At 61.7% G+C, this 23,414-nt stretch carries 21 protein-coding genes; 12 read left to right on the top strand and 9 right to left on the bottom strand.

Annotated features, from left to right (window positions below; all coding sequences use genetic code 11):
* Positions 1 to 19: 19 nt before the first annotated feature.
* Positions 20 to 460, top strand: a complete 441-nt coding sequence (locus JOD50_RS05865; protein WP_070508043.1) for a hypothetical protein — start codon at positions 20 to 22, stop codon at positions 458 to 460.
* Positions 461 to 462: 2 nt separating this feature from the next.
* Here JOD50_RS05865 and JOD50_RS05860 read toward each other — a convergent pair whose 3' ends face one another.
* The 3 genes from JOD50_RS05860 to JOD50_RS05850 are packed head-to-tail and all read right to left on the bottom strand — an operon-like array spanning position 463 to position 3,061.
* Positions 463 to 1,464 (bottom strand): metal ABC transporter solute-binding protein, Zn/Mn family, encoded by a 1,002-nt coding sequence (locus JOD50_RS05860; RefSeq protein ID WP_204880789.1) that lies wholly within the window; start codon positions 1,462 to 1,464, stop codon positions 463 to 465.
* Complete coding sequence (locus JOD50_RS05855; protein WP_204880788.1) at positions 1,461 to 2,297, bottom strand: metal ABC transporter permease; 837 nt, start codon at positions 2,295 to 2,297, stop codon at positions 1,461 to 1,463. The genes JOD50_RS05860 and JOD50_RS05855 overlap by 4 nt, the downstream gene beginning before the upstream one ends.
* Positions 2,294 to 3,061 (bottom strand): metal ABC transporter ATP-binding protein, encoded by a 768-nt coding sequence (locus JOD50_RS05850; protein ID WP_204880787.1) that lies wholly within the window; start codon positions 3,059 to 3,061, stop codon positions 2,294 to 2,296. Before JOD50_RS05850 ends, JOD50_RS05855 begins: the two co-directional genes overlap by 4 nt.
* A 174-nt stretch (positions 3,062 to 3,235) precedes the next feature.
* On the opposite strand from JOD50_RS05850, the gene JOD50_RS05845 reads away from it, so the two are divergent.
* The 8 genes from JOD50_RS05845 to tgt all read left to right on the top strand — a co-directional run bounded on the left by JOD50_RS05845 (position 3,236) and on the right by tgt (position 11,124).
* Positions 3,236 to 4,264 (top strand): pseudouridine synthase, encoded by a 1,029-nt coding sequence (locus tag JOD50_RS05845; RefSeq protein ID WP_204880786.1) that lies wholly within the window; start codon positions 3,236 to 3,238, stop codon positions 4,262 to 4,264.
* Positions 4,261 to 4,899, top strand: a complete 639-nt coding sequence (locus JOD50_RS05840; RefSeq protein ID WP_204880785.1) for a DedA family protein — start codon at positions 4,261 to 4,263, stop codon at positions 4,897 to 4,899. The genes JOD50_RS05845 and JOD50_RS05840 overlap by 4 nt, the downstream gene beginning before the upstream one ends.
* Complete coding sequence (locus tag JOD50_RS05835; RefSeq protein WP_204880784.1) at positions 4,856 to 6,316, top strand: hypothetical protein; 1,461 nt, start codon at positions 4,856 to 4,858, stop codon at positions 6,314 to 6,316. Before JOD50_RS05840 ends, JOD50_RS05835 begins: the two co-directional genes overlap by 44 nt.
* 26 nt (positions 6,317 to 6,342) lie before the next feature.
* Positions 6,343 to 7,086 (top strand): glutamine amidotransferase, encoded by a 744-nt coding sequence (locus tag JOD50_RS05830; protein ID WP_204880783.1) that lies wholly within the window; start codon positions 6,343 to 6,345, stop codon positions 7,084 to 7,086.
* A 77-nt stretch (positions 7,087 to 7,163) separates the two neighbouring features.
* Positions 7,164 to 8,267, top strand: coding sequence for an NADH:flavin oxidoreductase/NADH oxidase (locus JOD50_RS05825; protein ID WP_338052037.1), 1,104 nt, complete (start codon positions 7,164 to 7,166; stop codon positions 8,265 to 8,267).
* A gap of 70 nt (positions 8,268 to 8,337) precedes the next feature.
* Complete coding sequence (locus tag JOD50_RS05820; RefSeq protein ID WP_101629887.1) at positions 8,338 to 8,880, top strand: NUDIX hydrolase family protein; 543 nt, start codon at positions 8,338 to 8,340, stop codon at positions 8,878 to 8,880.
* Complete coding sequence (locus JOD50_RS05815) at positions 8,877 to 9,782, top strand: DUF6707 family protein (protein ID WP_204880782.1); 906 nt, start codon at positions 8,877 to 8,879, stop codon at positions 9,780 to 9,782. The genes JOD50_RS05820 and JOD50_RS05815 overlap by 4 nt, the downstream gene beginning before the upstream one ends.
* A 130-nt stretch (positions 9,783 to 9,912) precedes the next feature.
* Complete coding sequence (gene tgt, locus JOD50_RS05810) at positions 9,913 to 11,124, top strand: tRNA guanosine(34) transglycosylase Tgt (protein WP_204881561.1); 1,212 nt, start codon at positions 9,913 to 9,915, stop codon at positions 11,122 to 11,124.
* A gap of 38 nt (positions 11,125 to 11,162) precedes the next feature.
* Here tgt and JOD50_RS05805 read toward each other — a convergent pair whose 3' ends face one another.
* Positions 11,163 to 11,897, bottom strand: coding sequence for a queuosine precursor transporter (locus tag JOD50_RS05805; protein WP_204880781.1), 735 nt, complete (start codon positions 11,895 to 11,897; stop codon positions 11,163 to 11,165).
* A gap of 139 nt (positions 11,898 to 12,036) precedes the next feature.
* On the opposite strand from JOD50_RS05805, the gene JOD50_RS05800 reads away from it, so the two are divergent.
* From JOD50_RS05800 to JOD50_RS05790, 3 genes are all read left to right on the top strand, one after another.
* Positions 12,037 to 12,849, top strand: coding sequence for a hydroxymethylpyrimidine/phosphomethylpyrimidine kinase (locus JOD50_RS05800; protein ID WP_239541538.1), 813 nt, complete (start codon positions 12,037 to 12,039; stop codon positions 12,847 to 12,849).
* Between the two features lie 377 nt (positions 12,850 to 13,226).
* Complete coding sequence (locus JOD50_RS05795; RefSeq protein ID WP_204880779.1) at positions 13,227 to 16,550, top strand: S8 family peptidase; 3,324 nt, start codon at positions 13,227 to 13,229, stop codon at positions 16,548 to 16,550.
* A 241-nt stretch (positions 16,551 to 16,791) separates the two neighbouring features.
* Complete coding sequence (locus JOD50_RS05790) at positions 16,792 to 17,481, top strand: HAD family hydrolase (RefSeq protein ID WP_204880778.1); 690 nt, start codon at positions 16,792 to 16,794, stop codon at positions 17,479 to 17,481.
* A gap of 61 nt (positions 17,482 to 17,542) precedes the next feature.
* Here JOD50_RS05790 and JOD50_RS05785 read toward each other — a convergent pair whose 3' ends face one another.
* The 5 genes from JOD50_RS05785 to JOD50_RS05765 all read right to left on the bottom strand — a co-directional run bounded on the left by JOD50_RS05785 (position 17,543) and on the right by JOD50_RS05765 (position 23,350).
* A complete protein-coding gene (locus JOD50_RS05785; protein ID WP_204880777.1) occupies positions 17,543 to 18,430 on the bottom strand; it encodes a cytochrome b/b6 domain-containing protein in 888 nt (295 codons plus the stop codon).
* A 258-nt stretch (positions 18,431 to 18,688) separates the two neighbouring features.
* Entirely contained in the window at positions 18,689 to 19,477 is a 789-nt protein-coding gene (locus tag JOD50_RS05780; protein ID WP_204880776.1) for an ABC transporter ATP-binding protein, read from the bottom strand.
* Positions 19,478 to 19,487: 10 nt separating this feature from the next.
* Positions 19,488 to 20,459, bottom strand: coding sequence for an ABC transporter permease (locus JOD50_RS05775; protein ID WP_239541537.1), 972 nt, complete (start codon positions 20,457 to 20,459; stop codon positions 19,488 to 19,490).
* 151 nt (positions 20,460 to 20,610) lie between these two features.
* Positions 20,611 to 21,591: an ABC transporter substrate-binding protein gene (locus tag JOD50_RS05770; protein ID WP_204880775.1), complete on the bottom strand. Its 981-nt coding sequence runs from the start codon at positions 21,589 to 21,591 to the stop codon at positions 20,611 to 20,613.
* Positions 21,592 to 21,919: 328 nt separating this feature from the next.
* Complete coding sequence (locus tag JOD50_RS05765; RefSeq protein ID WP_204880774.1) at positions 21,920 to 23,350, bottom strand: aldehyde dehydrogenase family protein; 1,431 nt, start codon at positions 23,348 to 23,350, stop codon at positions 21,920 to 21,922.
* Positions 23,351 to 23,414 lie beyond the last annotated feature (64 nt).

The following is a 23,414-nucleotide window of genomic DNA, read 5'->3' as shown; positions in this document are numbered from 1 at the left end:
TTGGGAAGGGAAACCCCCGTTGGGGCCGTACACCCTTGACGATGGACGCGATATTTACGATGTTGTTGCCGACGGCAACCTCGAAGAGCTCCCATTCGACGTGTGGTTCGAACGAGAAACAATAAGTCGCGGTAAACGTCGGGGCGACATTCTCTGGGGTGGCCCGCCCACGCTCGTGTCCCAACGTTTCGCGGATGCAGTAGCTGAACTCGGGGTAGCAGGGTGCTCAACATTCGAGGTAAACCTTTTCAGCGCGAACGAGGGGCGTGTCACCGGCTACGTCGGATTCGTCGAAAACACGGAAGGCACCAGCGAGATTACGTCATATGCTTGGCGGGAAAGCGCCCACAGTTTCGCGTGGATCGTGAGCGAACGCGTACTTGAAGGGCTCAGAGAACGCGGCGTTGATATGTTCCACGTCGAACCGTTCACTGAGAAGCGCCGGTTCCCGAAGATCTAGCCCTACTCGCCACCGAGCCCGCGGGTCAGGCTTTCAAGGTTGTGTTCCAGGAAACCGATGTAGGTCCCAGCCGGCGTGCCTGGCGCACCGAGTTCATCCGAGTACAGGGTTCCGGCGATCGGCACACCGGTCTCCTCCGACACAGTCTCCATAGGCCGATGATTGACGTTCGTCTCCACGAACAGCGCCCGCGGCCGATGCTCGCGCACAAAATCCACGGCACGCTTCAGTTGCTCGGGACTACCCGCTTCCTCCGTATCGATCAGCCAGATATAGCCCTCGGCAAGCCCGTAACGCTTTGCTAAATACTGGAACGCCCGCTCACTCGTCACGATGATCCGGTCACGCTCCGCGACGCCTGCAAACAGTTCGTCATAACTGCCCGCCAACTCGTTGATGCGACCAACATAGGCGTCCCGATTAGCCCGATACTCAGCAGCGTGCGCCGGGTCCGCACGGATCAAAGCCTCCGCGATATTCTCCGCCATCTTCGCCCCGTTAGCCGGGTCAACGAAAACATGCGGATTAACTTCGTCCTCATCCAGATCGGATGCTTGATCGCCGTCAGCTTCGTCCTGTTCCACCCCGTCGCTGATGTAGAGCGGTTTGATGCCGCGGGTCGCCTCCACGTGTTGGCTGGTGTCCAGGTCCACGGCGCTCATGAGCCGGCTGATCCAGCCGTCCTCCCCACCCTCTAGATTCATGCCGCTGGAAATCAGCAGGTCAGCATCTTGAGCGTGAGTCGTGTCGGCAGGACGGAGCTCGTATTCGTGCGGGTCCTGCCCCACCGGAACGAGGTTATAGACATTCACGTGCTCCCCGCCGATCTGCCGCGTCATGTCCTCGAGAACAGAAAAACTCGTCACGACGTTGAACTTGCCGTCACCACCGAACCCGGCGCCACTACCGGCCTCGTCTCGCGGAACCACGCTACAACCTGTCACGGCAAGCAACGCCACCGCGATGGCAGCAAGCACCGCTTTGAAAGTCACTTTCCGCGTCATCGCCCAGCGATCGCTTTCGTAACGACGCCGGTGCGTGGCGCGAAGAGATATGCGAGCGTGAACATGCTGAACGCGGTGAGCACGATGGCGGGCCCAGACACGATGTTGAACCTCACCGAGAAGTACATCCCGCCCGCCGCGGCCACAACACCGATGAGCGCAGAAACCGCGATCATGCTCGGCAGGCGCGAGGTCAACAGATACGCGGTCGCGGCAGGTGTGATGAGCAAAGCGACCACGAGGATCACGCCCACCGTCTGGACGGACGCGACCGTCACGAGGGCTAGCGCAACCAGCACACCGTAATGCACAGCTTTGACGGGAACCCCGTAAGAATCAGCGAGGACCGGGTCGAACGTCGTGATCTTCAGCTGTTTATAGAACAACAAGACCGCCGCGCACACAACCGCGCCGATCACCACCGCAAGCCACATGTCTTGCTTCCGAACCGCGAGCACGTTGCCGAACAATACATCGGTCAGTGAGAACGTCGCGGTCGTGTTGGAGAGCAAGATGATGCCGAACGCGAGAAACGCGGTGAACACGATCCCGATCGAGGTGTCACGTTTGAGCGTTGTGGTGGTCGAGACCACGCCGATCCCGAACGCCGCGAGCAGCCCCGCGGCGAGCGCTCCCACGAAGAATGAGACGTCGAACATGAACGCGAGCGCGATCCCCGGCAGCACGGCGTGGGAGATCGCGTCCCCCATGAGTGAGAGCCCCCGCAGGATGATGAAGCTGCCGATGACCCCGCACACAAGCCCCACAACGCTTGCGGTGAAGAGTGCACGGGCGAGGAATGTGTATTCGAAAAGGTCGTTGATGAAGGTCATAGGTTCTCGTTCTCCCCGCCGCCGAGCAGCGCCGGCGCGTAGGTGATGATGTCGGGCCCGTAGGTTGCGGAGAGGTTGTCTGCGGTGAAGATCGCGGCTGTGGCTCCGTTGGCGATGATACCGCGGTTGACGAGCACGATGTCGTCGAAGATGAGGCGTGCGTTGTTGAGGTCGTGGTGGACCACGATGACGGTCGCGCCGTGGGCGACGCGTTGCTTGAGGATGTGTGTGATGCGGGCCTGGGATGCGGCGTCGATACCCACGAAAGGCTCGTCGAGGAAGAACACGGTGGCCTCTTGCATGAGGGCTCGCGCGGTGAAGACGCGTTGGGCTTGGCCTCCGGAGAGTTCCCTTAGCTGGGTTGTGGCGTACTCGCTCATCCCGACCGCATCGAGGCATTCGCGGGCGTGTTCGCGGTCGGTTCGGCTGGGCCGTTGGAAGGTGCGTAGCCGCGGATAGCTTCCGAGCACCACGGTTTCTAGGACGGTGATCGGGAAGTCCCAGTCGCTTGTGGTGCGTTGGGGAATGTAGGCAACTTCGCCACGCACCTCGTCAAGGCTTTTACCGTTGATGTTGATGCGGCCTGTGGCTCGCGGAATGAGCCCCATGCAAGCTTTGACGAGGGTGGATTTCCCGGCGCCGTTGGGGCCCATGACTCCCACCATGCGTCCTGCGGGGATGCTGAGGTTGACGTTGCTCAGGATGGTGTTGTGTCCGTAGCGCACGGTCAGCTCTTCGACGCGCACCGCATCGGCTGCTTGCATGGTGTCCTCCTGGCCAGCTTAAGGCTTCAACATACCCCGGCAATTGTTAAGCTACCTTAACTTTGCTGTGGTGCCTAAAGAGCCGCCGTAACACCGCTACCCCGGCAAGGCCTGCAAGAATGGGCAAGGTATTTCGCATATTCTGTGTAGTTCACACATCCAGTCCTGAAACGCATGAGCTTCAAACCTTCCTCCTATAAAGACTCCCCGCTACCGGTCAAAGACGGCATCAACGCGACCCGCCTTCGCGTGCCCACAACCGGCCCGTGGGAGACCATCCAGGAGTACACGTTGCATCGTTTCGGGCACATCGACGCCGAGGGCTTGCGGCGCCGCTTCGCCAACGGCGAGGTTGCGGCGGTCGATGGCAGCCGCGTCACCCCAGACACCCCGCTGGGTGCGCACGAATTCATTTGGTACTACCGGGACTCCCCCAATGAGGAGCACATCCCGTTCTATTGCCGCATCATCCACCGCGACGCCGACCTGCTTGTGGTGGATAAGCCACATTTCCTGCCGATGACACCCGGCGGTCGCTACGTCCGCGAATCCGCACTCGCCCGGCTGCGCGTACAACTCAACATGAACGACCTTGTGCCAATCCACCGGCTCGACCGCGCAACAGCCGGCGTCGTCATGTTCTCGATTAACCCGGCGACCCGCGGCGCATACCAAACCATGTTTGAACGCCGCGAAGTCACCAAGAAATACCAGGCAGTGACGCTGACCCCGCCCGAATGGGATCCGCTTCGCCCTGCCCTGGGCGGCACACGACTTCCTTTCACGGTCCGCAGCCACATCAAGAAAACTAAGGGCGAGATCGTGGTACGCCTCCACGACCTCCCAGCCAACGCCGAAACCCGCATCCGGCTCGCAGCCCACGGCACCAACCGCCGCGGGGAAGACGTGTGCCTGTGGGACCTCTCCCCCGTAACCGGTCGCACCCACCAACTGCGCGTCCATCTCGCGCAACTGGGCTCCGGCATCATCGGCGACCAGCATTACCCGTACCTGCTCGATGACGGGCCGGACAACCACGACGAACCGCTCCAGCTCCTCGCCCACACGATTTCGTTCACCGACCCGCTCACTGGCCAACCCCGCAGCTTCACAACGCAGCAGCGCCTGACGCTGGGCCCTCTCGCTCCAGCCGGCCCCCTGGATCACCCCAGCCCCGCCGCCAACCAAGGCACACACGCATGAACCTCCTTGACCCGAACGCGTGGGGCGCTTGGTTCTACCTGGGGACGTTTCTGACGCAGATCCTCGACGTGTTCTTCCCGCCGTTACCGCAGGAACTGTTCGCGCTCGCGATCCCCGCGCTGGCTCAGCAAGGCGTCATCAACGGCCCGCTCGCGGCCGCGGTCACGGTGGTCGGCCATGTTTTGGGCGAAGTGTGGATCACCTGGATGGTGCGTACGCGCCGCGCTTCGCTTGAAAAACGACGATGGGGCCGCCGGCTGCTCGCGAGCGTGGACTCGACCGCGGGGTCGCTTGGAACGGCGGGCAGCTTTTCGGTTCTTGTGGGCTTGCGTTTCATCTCTGGTGGGCGCTCGGTTGCGTATGTTGGCGCGGGGCTTTCGAAGCTCAAATGGTCCACCGTGTGGTGGTCCTCTTTCGTCGGTTCTGTGCTGTGGGTCATCTATATGGTCCTGATTGGTGGGATTCTGCACACTGTTCTCGGTTTGCCGGCGTGGGGTTCCGCGGTTCTTGGCATGATCCTCGGTAGTGTTTTTGGGGTAGTCCCTGTTGTGTGGATACAGAGACGCCGCCGTCGACTTCGAGGAGACGTCAGTGCAACTTCCCTCCCGTTGGAGCAATCCCGAGAAGAACAATGACCGCTCAGGCGAGCAGCTTGATGATGCTCGGGGTTCTTCTGATGCCCAGAACACGGAAGTTAGCCACGGCGAGCGCGCAAGCGAGTCTGTAGAGGGCTACGGCGAGACCTTGTATTTCCCGGCGCGGATCCGCCCGGAGACGTTGCGTTTCCCTGAACGTGAAGCACCGTTCGATGTGGATGATGCGAACGCTGAAGCGGCACGTCGCGCTGCGGCGGCGGAGGCATCGCGTGAGCGGGTGGCTAAGGCCGGCAAGGGGCCCGATGCGGCGCGCGGCAAGGATACTGAGCAGGGCAAGGTTTCCGAGCGCAACAAGGTTTCTGAAAACGCTGCACCGTTCGATGGCAGCTTGGAAGACGCGGTTGCTGCGGCGCAGGAAGCGATCGCTGAGCGCACCGCACGTGATCAGCAGGCTCGCGAGCTCACGCTCGAAGAGAGCGTGTGGGAGGCTCGCGAGGCTCTCCGGGAGCAGTCCGTGCGCCACAGCGATCCTGGTTACAAACCAACCGAGTACGTTCCGATCGCGGTCTCACGGAGGCCGTCATCGTCGGCCACGCAGGATCATGCGCCACAGACCGTGGTACTCCCATACAACCTGCCAGAGTTCTCGGCCCCTCCTGAGCCTCGCGAAGGTGATGTCTTCCGGCGTATCGCGGCCACCGTCGTCTCCACCGTTGCGGTCGTGGCGAGCTTCGTGCTTTTCAGCGGCGGCATCCCAGCCGGGCTCATGGGCCAGTCCGGTGCACGTGTTGAACTTGCGCCGCTGGTTCCCGGTTTGGCACTGACTCCCGCCGCCGCTCTCGGCTTGCTCGTCGCAAGCGGCTTCTCATGGAAACGCAATCAGCATTCAGCCCGCCGCCAGCGCAGCACCGGCTGGGTTACCGCGGCAACTGCGACCGCCATCGGAGGCTGGGTCGCATCTGCCATGACTGGTTCGTGGTGGCTCGCCGTGGCGTGCGCTGTGCTGTGGACGGCTCTGGCCGCGGAATCTGTGCGGCGACTTAACCTGCTCACGGCACGAACGCATCGTGAATACTTCGAAACGGACCTTCCAGCGGAACTCAGCCTCGGTGCCGGCGCCTTCATCACCGCATGGACCGCAGGCGTGGCGGCAACCGCGTCCGGATGGGCTGTTCCGCCGCAAGGGCTATGGGCTCCGCTCGCGCTCGTCGCGGCAAGCATCCCTGTACTGCTCGCCGCGGTATCCGAGCGCGGCCGCATCTGGCCGCCGATCGCGTTCGCGTGGGGAGCTACGTGGCTCATCATCGCCCACATCGTGACCCTAGGTTTCAACGCCGCCCTCATCTTCGCGGCCGGGCTCACGATGGTCGGAACGCTCATCGCAGCAATCACGCGCCGCAACGACATCCGCGTCAAAGAAGCATTCATCGACGCGAATCTGCGCCGCAGCAACTGAATCACGCACGTGAAAGGATGGGCCCCATGAGCGCACCATTCCTCCTCATCCAGACCCGCCCGGAAGATGCTTTAGCGGACGCCGAATATGAAGCGTTCGTGCGGCTTTCTGGCCTCGAGGAACGCGATGTTGAACGGTTCCGCCTCGAAGCGCAGTCGCTTCCCGAAGGCTTCGAAAACACGTGGCATCAGCGGCATTCGGCGCTCGTGCTCGGAGGCAGCCCCTTCACAGCAACCGATGCCGACCGCAGCGAAACTCAGGTCCGCGTTGAGGAAGAGCTCGCGCGCGTGGTGGGGGTCGTGATCGAAAAAGACCTCCCGTTCCTGGGCCTGTGCTACGGCGTTGGGGTGCTCGGCCTCGCCTCGGGCGCGGTCATCGACCGCACGTATTCCGAACCCGCCGGTATCTCCCACATCAGCCTCACCCCGGAGGGCCTCACCGACCCGCTGCTCGCCGGCGTTGAGCCACACTTCGATGCGTTTGTAGGCCACAAAGAGTCGACAACCAAGCTGCCGCCCGAGGCGGTGTTGCTCGCCACATCGGGCCCTGCGCCGGTACAGATGTACAAGCTCAAACAGAACATCTACGCAACCCAGTTCCACCCCGAGCTGGACCCGGCCGGGCTCATCGAACGCATCGAAGCGTATCGTGAAAACGGATACTTTGATCCGGAAGATTTCGATGCGATTGCGAGCATGGCCCGCAACGCGGACGTGTCGGCGGCGCACCGCATCCTCGTCAACTTCGCGAAAACCTACCTCCCCCGCTGAAGACCTACCTCGTAAGCTGGAGGTCCGCCGCACGGCAGACCCCCTGCCCGCGACTAAGCCGACGACTAAGGAGTTCCGTGGCTTCCACGCTGTTTACTGAACTGACCATCCCGGCGCGCGAAGGTGCGGGCCTGACGGTAAGCAACCGCGCGTTCGTCTCCCCGATGTGCCAGTACTCCGCGCCACGCACCGGCGTTCCACAGCCGTGGCATCTGGTGCATTACGGAGCGTTCGCGACCGGCGGTTTCGGCCTCATCACGGTCGAATCCACCGCTGTTGAGGCACGCGGCCGGATCTCGGATCAAGACCTCGGCTTGTGGTCGGATGAGCAGATTGATGCCCACCGCACGATGGTGGAGTTCATGCACGCTCACGGCGCGGCTGCCGCTGTTCAGCTGGGGCACGCGGGCGGCAAAGCCTCGACCTATCCGCACTTGCCTAACGAGCCTGAAGGGCCGTTGGACGAAGACCGTGCGTGGGAGGTCATCGCGCCGGGTTCAGAACCGATCCAGCCGGGACTTCTCACTCCGTGCGCGATGACCACCGAGGACATCCGCGACGTCATCGAGGCGTTCCGTGAGGCCGCGCGCCGCGCGGATCAAGCCGGCTACGACGCCGTGCAGCTCCACGGGGCCCACGGCTACCTGATCCACGAGTTCTTCTCCCCGCTCACCAATCAGCGCGATGACGAGTACGGGCAGGACCGTGCACGTTTCGCGCTCGAGGTCGCAACTGCGGTGCGCGAGGTCTGGCCGGCACACAAGCCGCTGGGCATCCGCTTGTCCGCAAGCGACTGGGTCGACGAGGGTGTCACCGTACAGGACACCATCGAGCTAGCCCACCGGTTGCTCAACGAAACCGGCGTGACCTGGTTCGACATCTCTTCCGGCGGCATCCACCCGGACCCTAAGGTCATCCCGGTCGGTGCCGGCTACCAAGTTCCACTGGCTGCCGCGATCCGCCAAGCGCTACCCGCTGAACAAGCTGTGGTGAGCGCGGTCGGTCTCATCACCGAGCCAGCACAAGCCGAAACCATCGTGGCTAGCGGACAAGCAGACGCCGCATCAATCGGCCGCGCGGCCCTCCGCAACCCACGCTGGGCAGCTGTCGCCGCACGTTCGCTGCGCGTCCGCGTAGAAAACAACCCCGCATCGGACGCTTACTGGCGCGGAATGCGCTAAACGCTGAACACAACAACCACACCCCACCCAACGCTGGCAAGCACGCCCCCAGTGAGGTAGAACAAAGACTATGAGCGCAGTACGGACCCCAGACCCAAACCCAGGTTGGCTCTCAGAAGAGGACCTGTACGAAGCCCGACAACGCCTACCGATCGTCTACGTCCAGGCAATCCCTGTGCGTGTGGATCCGATGGGCTACGTATCTGAGGTCGGCCTGCTCTACACGACCACCGACGACGGCCAGTTCGAGCGGACCTTCGTTTCCGGCCGCGTCATGTACCGCGAAACGATCCGCGCCGCCTTGATGCGTAACCTCGAGAAAGACCTCGGCCCGCTCGCGATGCCGTCGTTGCCGGCCTCGCTGGTTCCGTTCACCATCGCAGAATACTTCCCTTCGCCGTCCGAAACCGGGCTCACCGACGAACGTCAGCACGCCGTCGCCCTGACCTACGTGATCCCTGTTCAAGGCGAATGTAATCCGCGTCAGGACGCGCTCGAGCTTTCGTGGCTCACACCGGAAGAAGCTCTTTCGGAAAGTGTCCAGGCCGAGTTCACGGGCGGACGCGGGCAAATCATCCACCAAGCGCTCGCTCACGTGGGGTGGGGACGGTGACCGTCAACTTCGACGGCAACTTTCCGCGCTATCGTCAGGCGATCCCCGCCCGCGACATCACCAAGGGCGACCGTTTCATGCGTCGCTCCGGTATGCCCTCGCAGCCGGTGCGTTCCGCGACCATCGTGAAAGACTCGTTCGGGACCGACGCCTACGTCGATGTCGTCCTGGAGGACGGCACCCACGCGACCGTGGCCATCAACTCGACCATCCGGGTCTTCACCGAACGGGACCTCGGCCCCGGCATCGACGAGCTGCTCGCGGTTCCCGTTGAGGACGGGACCGCAGAGGCAGCGCTTGTTGAAGCCGCAGCGACCTATCGCAAAGACCACCAGATGCTGACCGCCGCGCTCCGTGTTGCACCCGGAATCAACACGCGCGCCGGTTCCCACCTCGACACGCTCGCGTGGGCCGCGTACCAGCTCGCCATCGTGTACGAGAACACTGACCTCGCGTGGCCGGTCCTCAACGTCCTGACCCAGCAGACATTCGCCGACAACACGACCCGCTGGGTTCCCGCCCGCCAGGGCCTCGCATTGGCAAGCTGGCTTGCCCGCCAAGCCGGGGAGCACGATGCGGCAGCCGGCTACGCGGAACAGCTCAAGGAGGGCGAGGAAGCGCTTATCGCGACCCTGCCGGGCAGCGCACGCGAGATCCACCGCCGTCAGCTTGAGCACGCATCGCTATACGACCGTGAAATACAGCGCGCCCGCGACACCCTCAACACAGACCTCGAACTGGACCTGCGGTGGAACCGCCTGAAGTCCCTCATGGTCACGACCGCCTACCGTTTGGCGTTCGAGCGTGAACGCCCCGATTACCTAGCGCTGATCGAACGCGAAATACCGATCATCCGCTCAGCTTCAGGAGAACCCCGTGAAGACCACTCCCGCGCAAACTAGGCCGAGCTCCGCTCCAGTTAGACACAGCTCCGCTCCAGCTAGCCACGCGCCGTCCGCGGATTACGTCAAGCCTGAGCTTCCGGCCGGGCACGAGCGGCAGTCGGAGTTCGGCTTCACCGTGGGCACCCGCATGGATAACGGGCGCGGCCGCACCGGCGTGATCCGCACTCCACATGGGGAAATCAAGACCCCCGCGTTCGTGACGGTCGGAACCAAGGCGACCGTCAAGGCTGTACTTCCGCGCGATGTCGCGGAACTCGGAGCGCAGGCCGTGCTCTCCAACGCCTACCACCTGTATCTTCAGCCTGGCCACGAGGTCGTGGACGCCGCGGGCGGGCTGGGTAAGTTCATGGGCTGGGACGGCCCGACCTTCACCGATTCCGGCGGCTTCCAAGTCATGAGCCTGGGTTCAGGTTTCAAGAAGGTCATCGACATGGGCGCGGATGGCGCCCCCGTGGGTGGCGGAGCCGACGATGCGGTGGCACCCGGGCATGAACGCATGGCTAACGTCGATGACGACGGCGTGTGGTTCACATCCCACATCAACGGCGATAAACACCGCTTCACGCCAGAGATTTCGATGCAGGTTCAGCACGGCCTGGGCGCGGACATCATGTTCGCATTCGACGAGCTCACAACCCTGCACAATTCGCGCCAGTATCAGATCGAATCGCTCGAACGCACGCGCCGCTGGGCTGAACGTTGCATCCTCGAGCACTTCCGACTCACCGACGAACGCGGCCACCGCCCCTACCAGGCGCTGTTCGGCGTGATCCAGGGCGCGCAATACGAAGACCTACGCCGTCAAGCCTGCCAAGACCTTGGGGCCATGCCATTCGACGGCTTCGGTATCGGCGGCGCGCTCGAGAAAGAAAATCTCGGGACCATCGTGGGCTGGTGTGCCGAAGAGCTACCGGAAAATAAGCCGCGCCACCTGCTCGGAATCTCCGAACCCGACGACGTCCTGTGGGCCATCGAAAACGGCGCCGACACCTTCGACTGCGTCTCCCCGACCCGCGTAGCCCGCAACTCGGCCTTCTACACCGACTACGGCCGCTACAACCTCTCCAACCGGCGCTTCCGCGAAGACTTCCGCCCGCTACAGCCGGGCTGCGACTGCGCAACCTGCAGCACCTACTCGCGCGCCTACATCCACCACCTCTACAAGGCGAAGGAAATGCTGAGCCACACGCTCATCTCAATCCACAACCTCGCCTTCACAGTGAGGCTTGTGGACCGCGCCCGCGAAGCGATCGAAAACGGAACCTACGAGGACTACAAGCACACCGTCTTAAGCAACTACTACGGCGGCAGCGGCTCGCCAGACGGGCCGGAGGGCTAGGCGGCTGCACCGCCGACCAACGCCGACAGACCGGAAATCTAGACGGCTACTGCGGCACCGTTCTTCGGGTAGCTCGGCTCGAAGCGCTTCACGAGCTTAATCACCACGACCGTAACCGGTGAGAACACAACCTCAACACCGAGCTTCCAGCAGAAACCAATCACAAAGTACTGCAGGAAAACCCCGAAGGAATCGATCCCAATAACCGGTGCGGCGATCGAGCAGAAAATCAGCGTATCCAATGCCTCACCCACACCCGAGGAACCCAGGATGCGCAGGAGCAGGCCGCGCTCGCCGTGGCGACGCTTGAGCCACACGATGATGAGCGCGTTCGACAACTGGCCGGCCATGAAACCTAGAAGGGAGGCCAGCACGATCTGCCATACCGGTCCCAACGTTGCTGCAAGCGCTTCCTGGCCTTCATAGAAGCTCGCGGCAGGCAGCGCGATGATCGCCTGGAACGTCAGTACCGCGAGCGCACCAAACACGAACGTCGTAATGATGGCTCGGCGTGAGGCCTTCCACCCATAGACCTCCGAGACCACGTCGCCCAAGATGTAGGCGAGCGGGAAGAGGAAGAAACCGCCGTCCGTTACGAGGCCGAACAGCTCAACGCCCTTGCTTGCGCCGATGTTGCTGAGCACGAACACCAGCCCCATGAGGGCCAGGATGGTGGGGTAAAAACGCGAACCCGTCGATGCGAAGACGGCTCGATGCTCGCGTGCGGCGTCTGATGCGGGGCTGGCAGGGATGGTTTCAGGCCGGCTGGACATGACTCTCCTTAGGGGATGATGCGCGGCCCGGTCCTGCCACCACCGGGTTGCTGCGAAACATGAAAGTTCCCGACCTATTCTGGCATGTCGTTCGGTCAGTTTGGCTGATCATGACATCCCGCGGTTTTACGATATGACTATGACTTTTGAGAATCCCCCCATCGTATTGACCATCGCAGGTTCTGAAGCCACCGGCGGTGCCGGCGCTCAGGCTGACCTCAAGACGTTCCAGGAGCTCGGCGTTTTCGGCATCGCCGGGCTCACCTGCATCGTTTCTTTCGACCCGAAGGACAACTGGAACCACCGCTTCGTGCCGGTTGATCCGCAGGTGATCGCGGATCAGCTCGAGGCCTCGCAGACCTCGTATGAAGGCAAGCTTCGCACCGTCAAGCTCGGCATGATGGGCACCCCGCAGACCATCGAAACCGTGGCTGGCGCGCTTGAAAACCAGGACTGGGACAACGTTGTCCTGGATCCGGTTTTGATCTGCAAGGGCCAGGAGCCGGGCGCGGCTTTGGACACCGACCAGGCATTGGTTGCCAAGCTTCTTCCGAAGGCTACCTTCGTGACCCCAAACCTCTTTGAAGCCTCGACGCTCGCGGGCTTTGAGATCACTGACGTTGAGGGCCTCAAGAAGGCCGCCAAGGTGATCCACGAGAAGTCCGGCGCTGCTGTGCTCGCTAAGGGCGGTATCCGTTTGGACGGCCCTGATGCTGTGGATGTTTTCTATGATGGCGGCGAGTTCGAGGTTCTTTCGACGCCTAAGGTCGGCGATCACGCGGTGTCCGGCGCTGGATGCTCGCTCGCTGCGGCTATTGCCGCGCTGCTGGCTCAGGGCCGCTCCCCGCTCGAGGCGGCCCGCGAAGCCAAGGAGTTCGTGACGCGCGGGATCAGTCAGCGCGTGGAATCCTCCCTCCCATTCGACGCTCTGTGGCAGGGCGGCCTGCGCTAACTGTGAGCATGCACCGCATGCTCCCGTGGAAACAGATTTAGGCTCCCGAAGCGCATCCCGCATCTCTGTGCGTGGCCTATCCGCGAGCAAAAAGCTCCTGACATATTTTGAAAAAATTCTCATCCCGGGTTTCTCAGACTTCACAGACAAAATCTGAGAAACCCGGGATGTTTTACATCCAACAACCCCAGCCGACACAGCCAGCTCAAAGGCGCGCCTTAGCGGACTATCAAGTACAAAAATTTCCCTTGACATTACCTCCGGTTTAGACAAATCTCATCAGTGTTGATGTGATGTACCGCACATTCTGTTGACCGCGTCGTTCTCATCAGCATTTGTCCCATTACTCGACACCAAAGCACTCTTGAGGAGATCTCTTGAAAAACAGCAAAACGCGCCGCGTAGCACGCGGCGCCGCAGCGCTGGCTGTAGGTGCTGCGCTAGCCGTGGGTACAGTGCCCGCCGCTAACGCATCGTCATTCATGAACCCTGCAGCTAAGTCAGATTCGCTCAGCCAAAACAAGGACAAGGTTGATAAGAACAAGCTCAAGCCATCTGACCTTGATCTGAAGAAACTCAACTCTCTCAAGGTCCAGGGCCCTCTGGCCAAGATGGAGGGCCAGGTTTCCGTCTACGTACAGTTCGCCGGTAAGGGTGCTTACGAGCTCTCCCAGCCAGCCCAGGTGCGTAGCGGCAAAAAGCGTCCAGTCAAGAACGTCGCTAAGGTCCGCCAGCTCCGCAAGCAGATCCAGGCACAGGGCACCTCCGTTGCAAAGCAGTCCAACTCGAAGGTCCTCTACAAGACCACCAACGCTCTTCCTGGCGTTGCACTTCAGGGTGACGCTGACAGCCTGCGCGCACTCGCATCCCGCGACGACGTCGTCAAGATTTCCGCGATCATTCCAAAGACCCGCAACAACAAGGGCACCGTGATCGACACCGGCTCCGTCCAGGCATGGGCCGCTCAGAAGCAGACCGGTAAGGGCGTCACCATCGCGGTTATCGACTCCGGTTTGGACTACACCCACGCAGCCTTCGGCGGCCCAGGCACCAAGGAAGCCTACAAGAAAGCTAAGGCTTCCAAGGACATGCCATCGGCTGATTCCGGCCTCTACGATCCAAAGAAGTACAAGGGCGGTTGGGACCTCGTTGGCGATGACTACAACGCTGCGTCTCCCTTCTCGCTCCCAAAGCCAGACTCCAACCCGCTTGACTGTGAACTTGGCGGCCACGGAACCCACGTCGCCGGCACCGCTGCCGGCTACGGCGTCGACGAAAACGGCAAGACCTTCCGCGGCGACTACGAATCCCTCAACGACGACCTGGTCAACGCGATGCGCATCGGCCCAGGTGCAGCTCCAGAGGCTGGCCTCGTGTCCCTGCGTGTGTTCGGCTGTGAAGGTTCGACCAACGTTGTCGGCGAAGCACTCGACCGTGTGCTCGACCCGAACGGTGACGGCGACTTCTCTGACCGCGCACAGATCGTCAACATGTCGCTGGGCTCGACCAACACCCCGGCCGATGACCCAGAGGCCGACATGGTCGACGCCCTCACCAAGCAGGGCATCCTGACCGTCATCGCTTCCGGTAACTCCGGTGACATCACCGACATCGGTGGCGCACCAGGTGTTGCACCATCGTCCCTCACGGTTGCTAACTCCGTCGGCTCGCAGGCCGCAGCTGACGCGATCACCGTGACCAAGCCTAAGGACCTCGCGAAGGACTACCCAGGCCAGCTCTCCGCTTCCTACCCATGGGAGAAGGCAGAGTCCGGTCAGGTTGTTGTTCCGAAGTCTGGCCTCAAGACCACCGGTTGTGCCCCATTGACCGGCGACGAGTCGATCAAGGGCAAGTGGGTATGGCTGCACTGGACTGACGACCCAGCCGGCGAGAAGCTCGAATGTGGCTCCAAGGCTCGCTTCGACAACGCTGCCGCAGCAGGCGCTAAGGGTGTTGTTCTCAACGCTCCGAACGAGGTCTTCACCGCAGGTATTGCCGGTAACGACAAGATCCCAGGCGTTCAGTTCACTAAGTCCGGATCTGAGGAGCTTGTCGAGGCCGCTAAGAAGGGCGAGCTCGAGATCAGCGTTGATCCAGCCAAGACCTCCTCGATGTCCATCAACACCGACGCCCTGGACACCTTGAACCCATCGTCCTCGCGTGGTCTGCACGGCTCGGATGCCGTTGTGAAGCCAGACGTGGCAGCACCAGGTACCTCGATTCCTTCCGCAGGTGTTGGTATGGGTAACGGTGCACTGAACATGTCGGGTACCTCGATGGCTACCCCGTTCACCGCGGGTGTTTCGGCTCTGGTTGCAGCTAACGGCAACTACACGCCACTCGAGATCAAGAACATCGTCATGAACACCGCGGCTGCCGACATCAAGAAGGGCAAGAACGTCTACGGTCCAAACCGTGTTGGTTCCGGCCGTGTGATGGCTGACGCCGCTCTCAAGACCCCGGTTATCGCCTACGACAAGGACCGCAAGGACCTCGTCTCCGCTAACTTCGGTGTCGTTGAGGTTGTCCAGAACACCGATTCCGTTACCAAGACGGTCGAACTGCGCAACATGACCACCCGCGCACAGACCTACAACGTCGCATACAAGGGCGCAACCCAGCAGAAGGGTGTCACGGTCTCCCTCGACAAGCAGCGCGTCACGGTTCCATCCAAGGGCATCGCACAGGTCAAGGTGACTCTCTCCTTCGACAAGAACAAGATGACTCGCACCATGGACCCAACCATGGATGCAAAGCAGGAAGATCTGCCACGTGCATACGTTGCAGACACGACCGGCCGCGTCGAATTCACTTCCTCGACCCAGCCAACCCTGCGCGTCCCAGTGACCTCGGCACCAAAGCCAGCAGGTAACGCAACCGCCAAGCTGACCAAGCTCCGCGGCGACCGTTCGACCGTCCAGTTCCGCGGCCCTGATGCAGACTCCGGTCTGCGCAACGAAGCGTTCATCTCCAAGGCAGCCGTGCTCGAGCTCGGCGCAACCTCGGAGCGCGGGAAGAAGGAGCTGGACAAGGTTCCTGCCGCCCGTGAAATGGACCTCCAGTACGTCGGCGCAACCTCGACCGTACCGGTCACTGGCATGGAGGACGGCCTCCTCGGTTTCGGTATTTCGACCTGGGGCAACTGGGCACGCATGAACAGCGCCACCGAATTCAACATCGACATCGATGTCAACGGTGACGGCAAGGCCGACTACAACATGTTCAACACCCGGCTCGACTCCCTCGATCTGGACCTCGCAGTAACCGCCGATGCGAAGTCGGGCAAGACCGTCGACCTGCGCCCGGTCAACGACCTGCTGGGTAACCAGGACCCAGCGACTTTCGACTCGAACGTCGCTATCTTCCCGGTATCCCTCAAGGAGATTGGCCTGACCAAGGAAGACGCAGCGAAGATCCGCTACAAGGTCTCGTCCTGGTCCATGTACCACGTTGACGAAAACGGTAAGAACGTTGCGGTTGACAAGACCGACTGGATCGAATTCGATGCCGCTAACCCAGGTATCGCGAACCGCACCGACGGCCTGCTCGTCACTTCGGTTCAGGGTTCCGCCGCTCCGGTACTGGTTCAGGACGCATCCAAGAAGTTCTTGGTCCTGCACCTGAACAACCGCACCGGCAACCTCAAGGGCGGCAACGAGAAGCAGTACGGCTCTCGCGCACAGGTGATCACCGCTCCATAATCGCGGAGTAGTTCACTGAACTAACCGATCGCCACCATCGACTGTGGGGTATGGGATTTTCATCCCATACCCCACAGCGTTTTAAGTGCCGCAATTTCTCTTGCCCGGTCTGCCCCTCCAGGTCCCCTGCCTAGACTAGAGGCGAACATACCAGCGCACACATACCAGCGCGAACGGGGCCGCCGCATCGTCGACCACACCGGCCACCGCATCGGCGGCTACACAGCGAGTGAGAGTGAACATGAGCAACCAGCTACCAGCAGCAGTCCTGTGGGACATGGACGGAACCCTCATCGATTCCGACCCGCTGTGGGGCCGGGCCGAGATCTCACTCATGGAACGTGCAGGCGCCCCTTGGACGCAACAGGACGTCGAGGACTTCGTAGGCGCTTCCCTACCAGCGGCCGCCGAAAAGATGCGGGAAGCGGGCCTGAACTTGTCAGTCCGCGAGATCATCGACCACCTCATCACGGAGGTCGCCGAAGGGGTGCGAGAGTTCGGTATCCCGTGGAGGCCAGGCGCACGCGAGCTCCTCGAAGCGCTCAGCGAGGCCGGGGTTCCCCAGGCGCTCGTCACGATGTCTGAGACGCCTCTCTCGAGCGCTTTCATCGAGGTCTTGGGACGCAATCCATTCGATGCGGTCATCACCGGAGACACAGTGTACCCACACAAACCAGAGCCTGAGCCCTACCTCAAGGGGCTGTGTTTGTTGCGCGAGGCGACGGGGTTGGAACTGCCGGCAACCCGGGTGATTGCGATCGAAGACTCGACGCCCGGCACAGCCTCCGCAGTCAACGCGGGACTAGCAACCCTGGGTATCCCCCATACCGCGGCCATCACGGGACGCGACGGGCTCATCATCCGTGAAACCCTCGCCGGCATGACTCCGGCGCGGCTCGCGGACATCATCGCGCTGATACACGCTCGCTGACTCAGCGAAACCTGACTCAGCGAGACCTGGCTCAGCGGGGCGCGGATTAGTGAGTCGTGACCTAGCGGGTCGTGACCTTGCCATGGGTCGCGGCGATAGGCCGCAGTACCGGGGTGGTCGCAGCGGCGGTCAGGCCCACCGCAACAGCCGTGGAGATCACGAAGCCCCAGAAACCAACCCACGAGGTGTCGGCGGTCCCGGCAAACATGTGGTTGAGGTTCTGCCGCATCCCAGTCGTGAACACGAGAAACACGTGGAACACCACGAACGCAACGAAAACCACCGCGAGCGGGAAGTGAAGGCCGCGCGCAACCTTAGCTGACACGACCTTATTGAGCTTCGGGGCATCCTTAGGCCAGAAGCTCGAAAGCCGAAGGCCCGAGATGATCGCCAGCGGCGCCGCGATAAACACGACCACGAAGTACGCGAGCAGCTGCAACGAGTTGTAGGCGGCCCACGATTCGGTCAGTGGCCAGTCAAGTGACACGTACTGCAGGCCCGCGGAGACCGCGTTCGGGAAAACGTCCCAGCTGGTCGGCACCAAGCGGCCCCAGCGGCCGGTCGAGAACAGAAGCACCACGTAGACGAGCCCGTTGACAACCCACAGAACGTCAACGAACTGGTGCCACCACAGCAAGAACGGGATCTTGCGACCGCCGCGCTTGCTCGGTGTCCAGTACGCGGGGTGCTTGCGCGCGCCGATCGCGCGTTTCTCCATCCCGGAACGCATCAGAAGCAGGATGAACAGGAAGTTCAGGTAGTGCGTGATGCGCACCCACAGCGGGAATCCGGGCTCGCTGAACGCAGGCGGTTCTGAGGTGCCTGGATAGCGTTGAATGAACTGCTCAACGGCGTCGAGGCTCCGCAGCCCGCGGGCGGCAAGCACAAGTACCGCGACAACAACGATCGCGCCGAGCACCAGCGCACCGATCTTTACGACAGGGTTCATGGGCGGGCGTTGTCCGCGCTTAACAGACTGTGTGGGCATACTCTTCAAGATACCGCGCCTCACGTCTGTGCGGTAAATACTCGCGGCGCGCGGCCTGATACGGGCACCGAGTCTTTAAAAGGACCGCAGCCTTTAAAAGGACACAGTGCTTAAACGCACGATGCGGTGCGCACCTCACTAAGGTGCGCACCGCATCGTGCTGTGGCTGGCTATGCCGGCCCGGCCTTTCTGCCAGCCCTTCCTTATGCCAGCTGTTCTTTATGCCAGCAGGGAGCGGTCGGAGAGCTCGCCGCCGATCTTGTCGAACTCTGCCAGGAGGCTCGAGACGGTTGCGTTCTTCTTCTCTTCGCCGTCGAGCTCGAGGATGATCTGCCCGTCGTGCATCATGATGAGGCGGTTACCCAGCTGGATAGCTTGCTCCATGTTGTGGGTGACCATGAGCGTGGTGAGTTGGTTGCGTTCCACGATCTCGCCGGTCAGACGGGAGACGAGCGCTGCGCGTTGCGGGTCGAGTGCCGCGGTGTGCTCGTCGAGCAGCAGGATCTGTGGGTGCGTCATAGTTGCCATGAGCAGGCTGAGCGCCTGACGCTGACCACCCGAAAGCAACCCGACCGGGGTTTTCGTGCGGTTCTCGAGGCCGAGCTCAAGGGTTTCGAGCGCGCTGCGGAACTGTGCACGGTCCTTATGGGAAACAGCGCGCTGCAGGCCGCGGCTACGAACGCGGGAGACCGCAACCGAGAGGTTTTCTTCGATCGTGAGCTCCGGGGCGGTACCGGCCATCGGGTCCTGGAACACGCGCGCAACCCACAGGGCCCGTTTGTGCTCCTTGATCTTGGTGACATCCTTGCCGTTGATCGCCACCTTGCCGGTGTCCGGGCGCAAGCGCCCACCGATCATGTTGAGCAGCGTCGACTTACCTGCACCGTTGGAGCCGATCACGGTCACAAAGTCACCGTTGTTGAGCTTCAAGTTGATATTGCGCAGGGCTTTGCGTTCGTTGACGGTTCCCGGGAAGAACGTGCGGGAGAGGTTCTGAATTTCAAGCATGTGTCTCTCCTTATGCCTTGGCCTTAGCTGGGGTGTCAGCGTCGTCTGGAAGTCCGGCTTCAGCTTCCGTTTGTTCGCGGCGGAGCTTGCGGCCCTTCATCTTCTTGAAGATTTCGAGGCGTGGCAGCAGCAACGCGATGACAACGAGGACCGCGGATGCGAGTTTCATGTCCGATGCCGGCAGGCCCGCACCAAGCGCGATCTGCAGGACCCAGCGGTAGAGGATCGAACCGGCGATGCAGGCGAGGACTGCCTGCCATACGCGGCGCTGGCCGCAGATCGCCTGACCGACGATCACGGAGGCCAGACCGATCACGATGAGACCGATACCCATCGTCGCGTCTGCGATCGACTGGTACTGGGCCAGGAAAGCGCCCGAGACTGCAACGAGGCCGTTCGAGATCGCGAGGCCGAGGATCTTCTGGTTGTCCGTGTTGACGCGGAACGAGGTTGCCATCTGGCTGTTGTTACCGGTTGCACGCAGTGCGAGGCCGGTGCGGGTGTGCAGGAACCAGATGAGGACGAATGCGACCGCGAGAACACCGATGAGCAGCAGGCCGGCGCCGGCCCAGTTGTCACGCAGCAAGCCGTTTTCTTCGAGCGGGGTGAGCATGGTGGTTTGGCCGAGCAGTGGCATCGCTGCGGAGTTGCCCATGATGTGCAGGTTGATCGAGTACAGCGCGATCATCATGATGATGGACGCGAGCAGGCCGTCGATCTTGCCCTTGGTGTGCAGGATCCCGGTGAGCGAGCCTGCGATAGCGCCCGCACCGAATGCCATCAGCACGGCGAGCCATGGTGGCACGCCTGCGACGATAGCCGCTGCTGCGGTTGCGCCGCCGGTCGTGAACGAACCGTCGACGGTAAGGTCAGGGAAACCGAGGACACGGAAGGTCAGGTAGACCCCGAGGGCTGCGATGCCGTAGATCAGCCCGAGCTCCGTACCGGAGGGTAGCTGAGCCAGCATGTCGCTGAAAAACATGGTGTGTGCTCCTGCGTGCGTGGTGGTGTTCTCACAGTTCGGCGGTGCAGAGGGCTGTGTACTGCTCCCTGCACCGCCGCTGTTGTCTTCGGTGAAGGTGGGCGTGCGGGCCGTGCTTCACGTCAGGGTTTTTGCGTGATCCGTGGGTGGATCAGTACTTTTCGGCTGCCTTGTCGACGAGGTCCTTCGGAAGTTCGATACCGGCCTTCTTGGCTGCGGTCTCGTTGACGTAGACGTCGTATTCCGACTGGGTTTCGACAGCCATCTCTTCTGGCTTGGCTTCGCCCTTGAGGATCTTCGCGGCCATCGCACCGGTCTGTTCGCCGAGCTTCATGTAGTTGATGCCGACGGTTGCGGTTGCGCCGCGCTTGACGGAGTCGCCTTCTGCCGCGATGGTTGGAACCTTCTTGTTCTCCGCGACCTTCAGGAGGGACTCGAGGGATGCAACGACCATGTTGTCGGTTGGCACGTAGAACGCGTCAACGTTGAGGGAGGTTGCGGCCTGGGAAACCTCGGAGGATGCGGAGATCGCCTTGGCTTCAACGGTCATGCCGAGCTTGGTCGCGGCTTCCTTAGCCCACTCAACCTGAACCTTGGAGTTCTGCTCTGCGGAGGAGTAGACGATACCAATCTTCTTAGCGTCAGGGTTGATCTCCTTGAGCAGTTCGAGCTGCTCTTCAACTGGGTTCGCATCCGAGGTGCCGGTGACGTTCTTACCTGGCTTTTCGAGCGAATCGACGAGCTTAGCGTCAACTGGGTCGGTGACCGCGGTGAAGAGGATCGGGCGATCCTTGACTGCCTGCGAGAGGACCTGCGCGCTTGGGGTTGCGATGGTCAGGATCAGGTCCGACTTACCGGTCGAGATCTGGGAACCGATCTGGGCGTTGTTAGCGGCCTCGCCCTGTGCGTTGTATTCCTTGATCTCGGCGTCGATGCCGTTGTCCTTGAGGCCCTTCTTGAAGCCTTCGTTAGCTGCGTCGAGTGACGGGTGCTTAACGAACTGGACGATGTCGACCTTCTTCTTTTCGCCACCGTTTGAGCCGCCGCCGTTGGAATCGCCGCCGCAGGCAGACAAACCGAGGGCTGCAATTGCGGCTACAGCCGCGAGGGATGTTGCGCGAGTACGCTTCATGGTTTTCTTCCCGTCATGTCAAAGATGAGAGTGTGATGTGAACTTTGTCACAGAAAGTCATCAAAGATCAGCTAGATACGAAAGATTGACGGCTTTGCGCCATTTTCTTTGGACGAACTGCTCTTGATGCAACCTAACTCTACCCATAATTCCAGTTTATTTATGCTCTTGCTCACATTGTCGGCCTGTGTGACGCAAAGCTAAAACCTGAAATGTACACAGAGAGGGGTTTTAAGATGCCCCGCAAGGCACCCCAAAACCCCTCTCAGAAACATCTACATACGACACCCAGGGGTAGAGCCACCCCGGCGCCGCGGCGCCGCCGCAATCAGTAGTTGATCACGTGAGGCTGCGCGACCTCCTTGAGGCCCTCCATCGCGAATTCAACGCCGTAGCCGGACTGCTTAGCTCCACCGAACGGCATGCGCGGGTCGATCGCGCCGTGCTTGTTGATCCACGTGGTGCCAGCTTCGAGGCGGTTAGCAACCTCAAGGGCGCGCTCGCGGTTCGAGGACCATACAGACGAGCCCAAACCAACCTCGAGGCCGTTCGCCATCTCGATGGCTTCCTCAAGGTCCGTGTACCGGATGATCGGCAGAGCCGGGCCGAACTGTTCTTCCGCGACCAGCGGGTTGTCGTTGTCGATGTCGGCAACCAAGGTCGTTGGGTAGAAGAAGCCGGCTTCGTCTGCCGAGCGCTCTTCCCCACCGATCACGACGCGGGCGCCGCTGTCCTTAGCGGCCTGAACCAAGCTCTTGACGACATCGAGCTGCATCTGGTTCTGCAGTGGGCCCAGCACGTTCTCCTCGCCCAGGCCAACACCCATCGGCATCGCTTCAGCGACCTTGCGCAGTTCCTCGACAACCTCGTCGTAGATCGAGTCCGGAACGTAGAGTCGCTTGAGTGCCGCACAGGTCTGGCCGGTGTTGATGAACGCGCCCCAGAACAGGTCCTGAGCGATCGCAGCTGGGTCGACGTCATCGAGCACGATGCCGGCGTCGTTACCGCCGAGCTCAAGGGTTACGCGCTTGAGGGTTTCAGCGGAAGCCTTAGCGATAGCCTTACCGGTTTCGATCGAGCCGGTGAACATGATCTTGTCGATGTCCTTGTGAGCGGTGAACGCCTCACCCACGTCGCGGCCACCAGCGATGACCTGAACGAGACCCTCAGGCAGGACGCGGTTCATGACGTTAACCATCGCGAGCACCGAAAGCGGGGTGTACTCGGAAGGCTTGATGACGGTCGCGTTACCCATCTTGAGGTTCGGGGCGATCTGCCACATCGTGATCATCATCGGCCAGTTCCACGGGCCAACCGCGCCGACCACGCCGAGCGGGCGCCAGTGCAGTTCAGCCTTACCGGATTCGTCGTCGAACAGGACCTCTGGCTTGACCTCGATCGCAGCGGTTGCACGCAGCCATGCGGAGCACGCGCCGACCTCGAAGCGAGCGTTCGGGCCGTTGAGCGGCTTACCCTGCTCGCGGGAGAGCAGCTGAGCGAGCTGTTCAGCGTTCTCATCGAGCGCATCGGCGACCGCCATCATGACGTTGGTGCGGTCCTCGATGGACTTAGCGGCCCATGCCTTCTGTGCTTCGCGTGCCTTGACCACAGCGCGGTCGAGGTCCTCCACGGTTGGCTCTGGCGCGTAGCCGACGAGTTCGCCGGTCGCTGGGTCCTTGATTTCGCGGCCTTCGGTTGGAAGGTCGAACGCTGCGCGAAGCTCTTCAGCGGTTGCATAGGTGACGTTTTCTGCAGTCATGACACTCCTTGTGTGTATGAGGCTTTGCATATGAGGCTCGCCTAGGTGAGGCGCAGCTCACATT

Origin of the sequence: Pseudoglutamicibacter cumminsii (assembly GCF_016907775.1) — a bacterium.
GTDB lineage: Bacteria > Actinomycetota > Actinomycetes > Actinomycetales > Micrococcaceae > Pseudoglutamicibacter > Pseudoglutamicibacter cumminsii.
Note: the sequence above shows the minus strand (reverse complement) of the source record. Positions and strands in the feature narration are given on the sequence as shown.

Bases quoted from the DNA above. Each gene is read 5' to 3' on its own strand.
- JOD50_RS05805 (WP_204880781.1), bottom strand. From the start codon at position 11,897: ATGTCCAGCCGGCCTGAAACCATCCCTGCCAGCCCCGCATCAGACGCC.
- JOD50_RS05840 (WP_204880785.1), top strand. From the start codon at position 4,261: ATGAACCTCCTTGACCCGAACGCGTGGGGCGCTTGGTTCTACCTGGGG.
- JOD50_RS05780 (WP_204880776.1), bottom strand. From the start codon at position 19,477: ATGCTTGAAATTCAGAACCTCTCCCGCACGTTCTTCCCGGGAACCGTC.
- JOD50_RS05845 (WP_204880786.1), top strand. From the start codon at position 3,236: ATGAGCTTCAAACCTTCCTCCTATAAAGACTCCCCGCTACCGGTCAAA.
- JOD50_RS05850 (WP_204880787.1), bottom strand. From the start codon at position 3,061: ATGCAAGCAGCCGATGCGGTGCGCGTCGAAGAGCTGACCGTGCGCTAC.
- JOD50_RS05820 (WP_101629887.1), top strand. From the start codon at position 8,338: ATGAGCGCAGTACGGACCCCAGACCCAAACCCAGGTTGGCTCTCAGAA.
- JOD50_RS05785 (WP_204880777.1), bottom strand. From the start codon at position 18,430: ATGAACCCTGTCGTAAAGATCGGTGCGCTGGTGCTCGGCGCGATCGTT.
- JOD50_RS05765 (WP_204880774.1), bottom strand. From the start codon at position 23,350: ATGACTGCAGAAAACGTCACCTATGCAACCGCTGAAGAGCTTCGCGCA.
- JOD50_RS05775 (WP_239541537.1), bottom strand. From the start codon at position 20,459: ATGTTTTTCAGCGACATGCTGGCTCAGCTACCCTCCGGTACGGAGCTC.
- JOD50_RS05855 (WP_204880788.1), bottom strand. From the start codon at position 2,297: ATGACCTTCATCAACGACCTTTTCGAATACACATTCCTCGCCCGTGCA.
- tgt (WP_204881561.1), top strand. From the start codon at position 9,913: ATGGATAACGGGCGCGGCCGCACCGGCGTGATCCGCACTCCACATGGG.
- JOD50_RS05830 (WP_204880783.1), top strand. From the start codon at position 6,343: ATGAGCGCACCATTCCTCCTCATCCAGACCCGCCCGGAAGATGCTTTA.
- JOD50_RS05860 (WP_204880789.1), bottom strand. From the start codon at position 1,464: ATGACGCGGAAAGTGACTTTCAAAGCGGTGCTTGCTGCCATCGCGGTG.
- JOD50_RS05790 (WP_204880778.1), top strand. From the start codon at position 16,792: ATGAGCAACCAGCTACCAGCAGCAGTCCTGTGGGACATGGACGGAACC.
- JOD50_RS05800 (WP_239541538.1), top strand. From the start codon at position 12,037: ATGACTTTTGAGAATCCCCCCATCGTATTGACCATCGCAGGTTCTGAA.
- JOD50_RS05770 (WP_204880775.1), bottom strand. From the start codon at position 21,591: ATGAAGCGTACTCGCGCAACATCCCTCGCGGCTGTAGCCGCAATTGCA.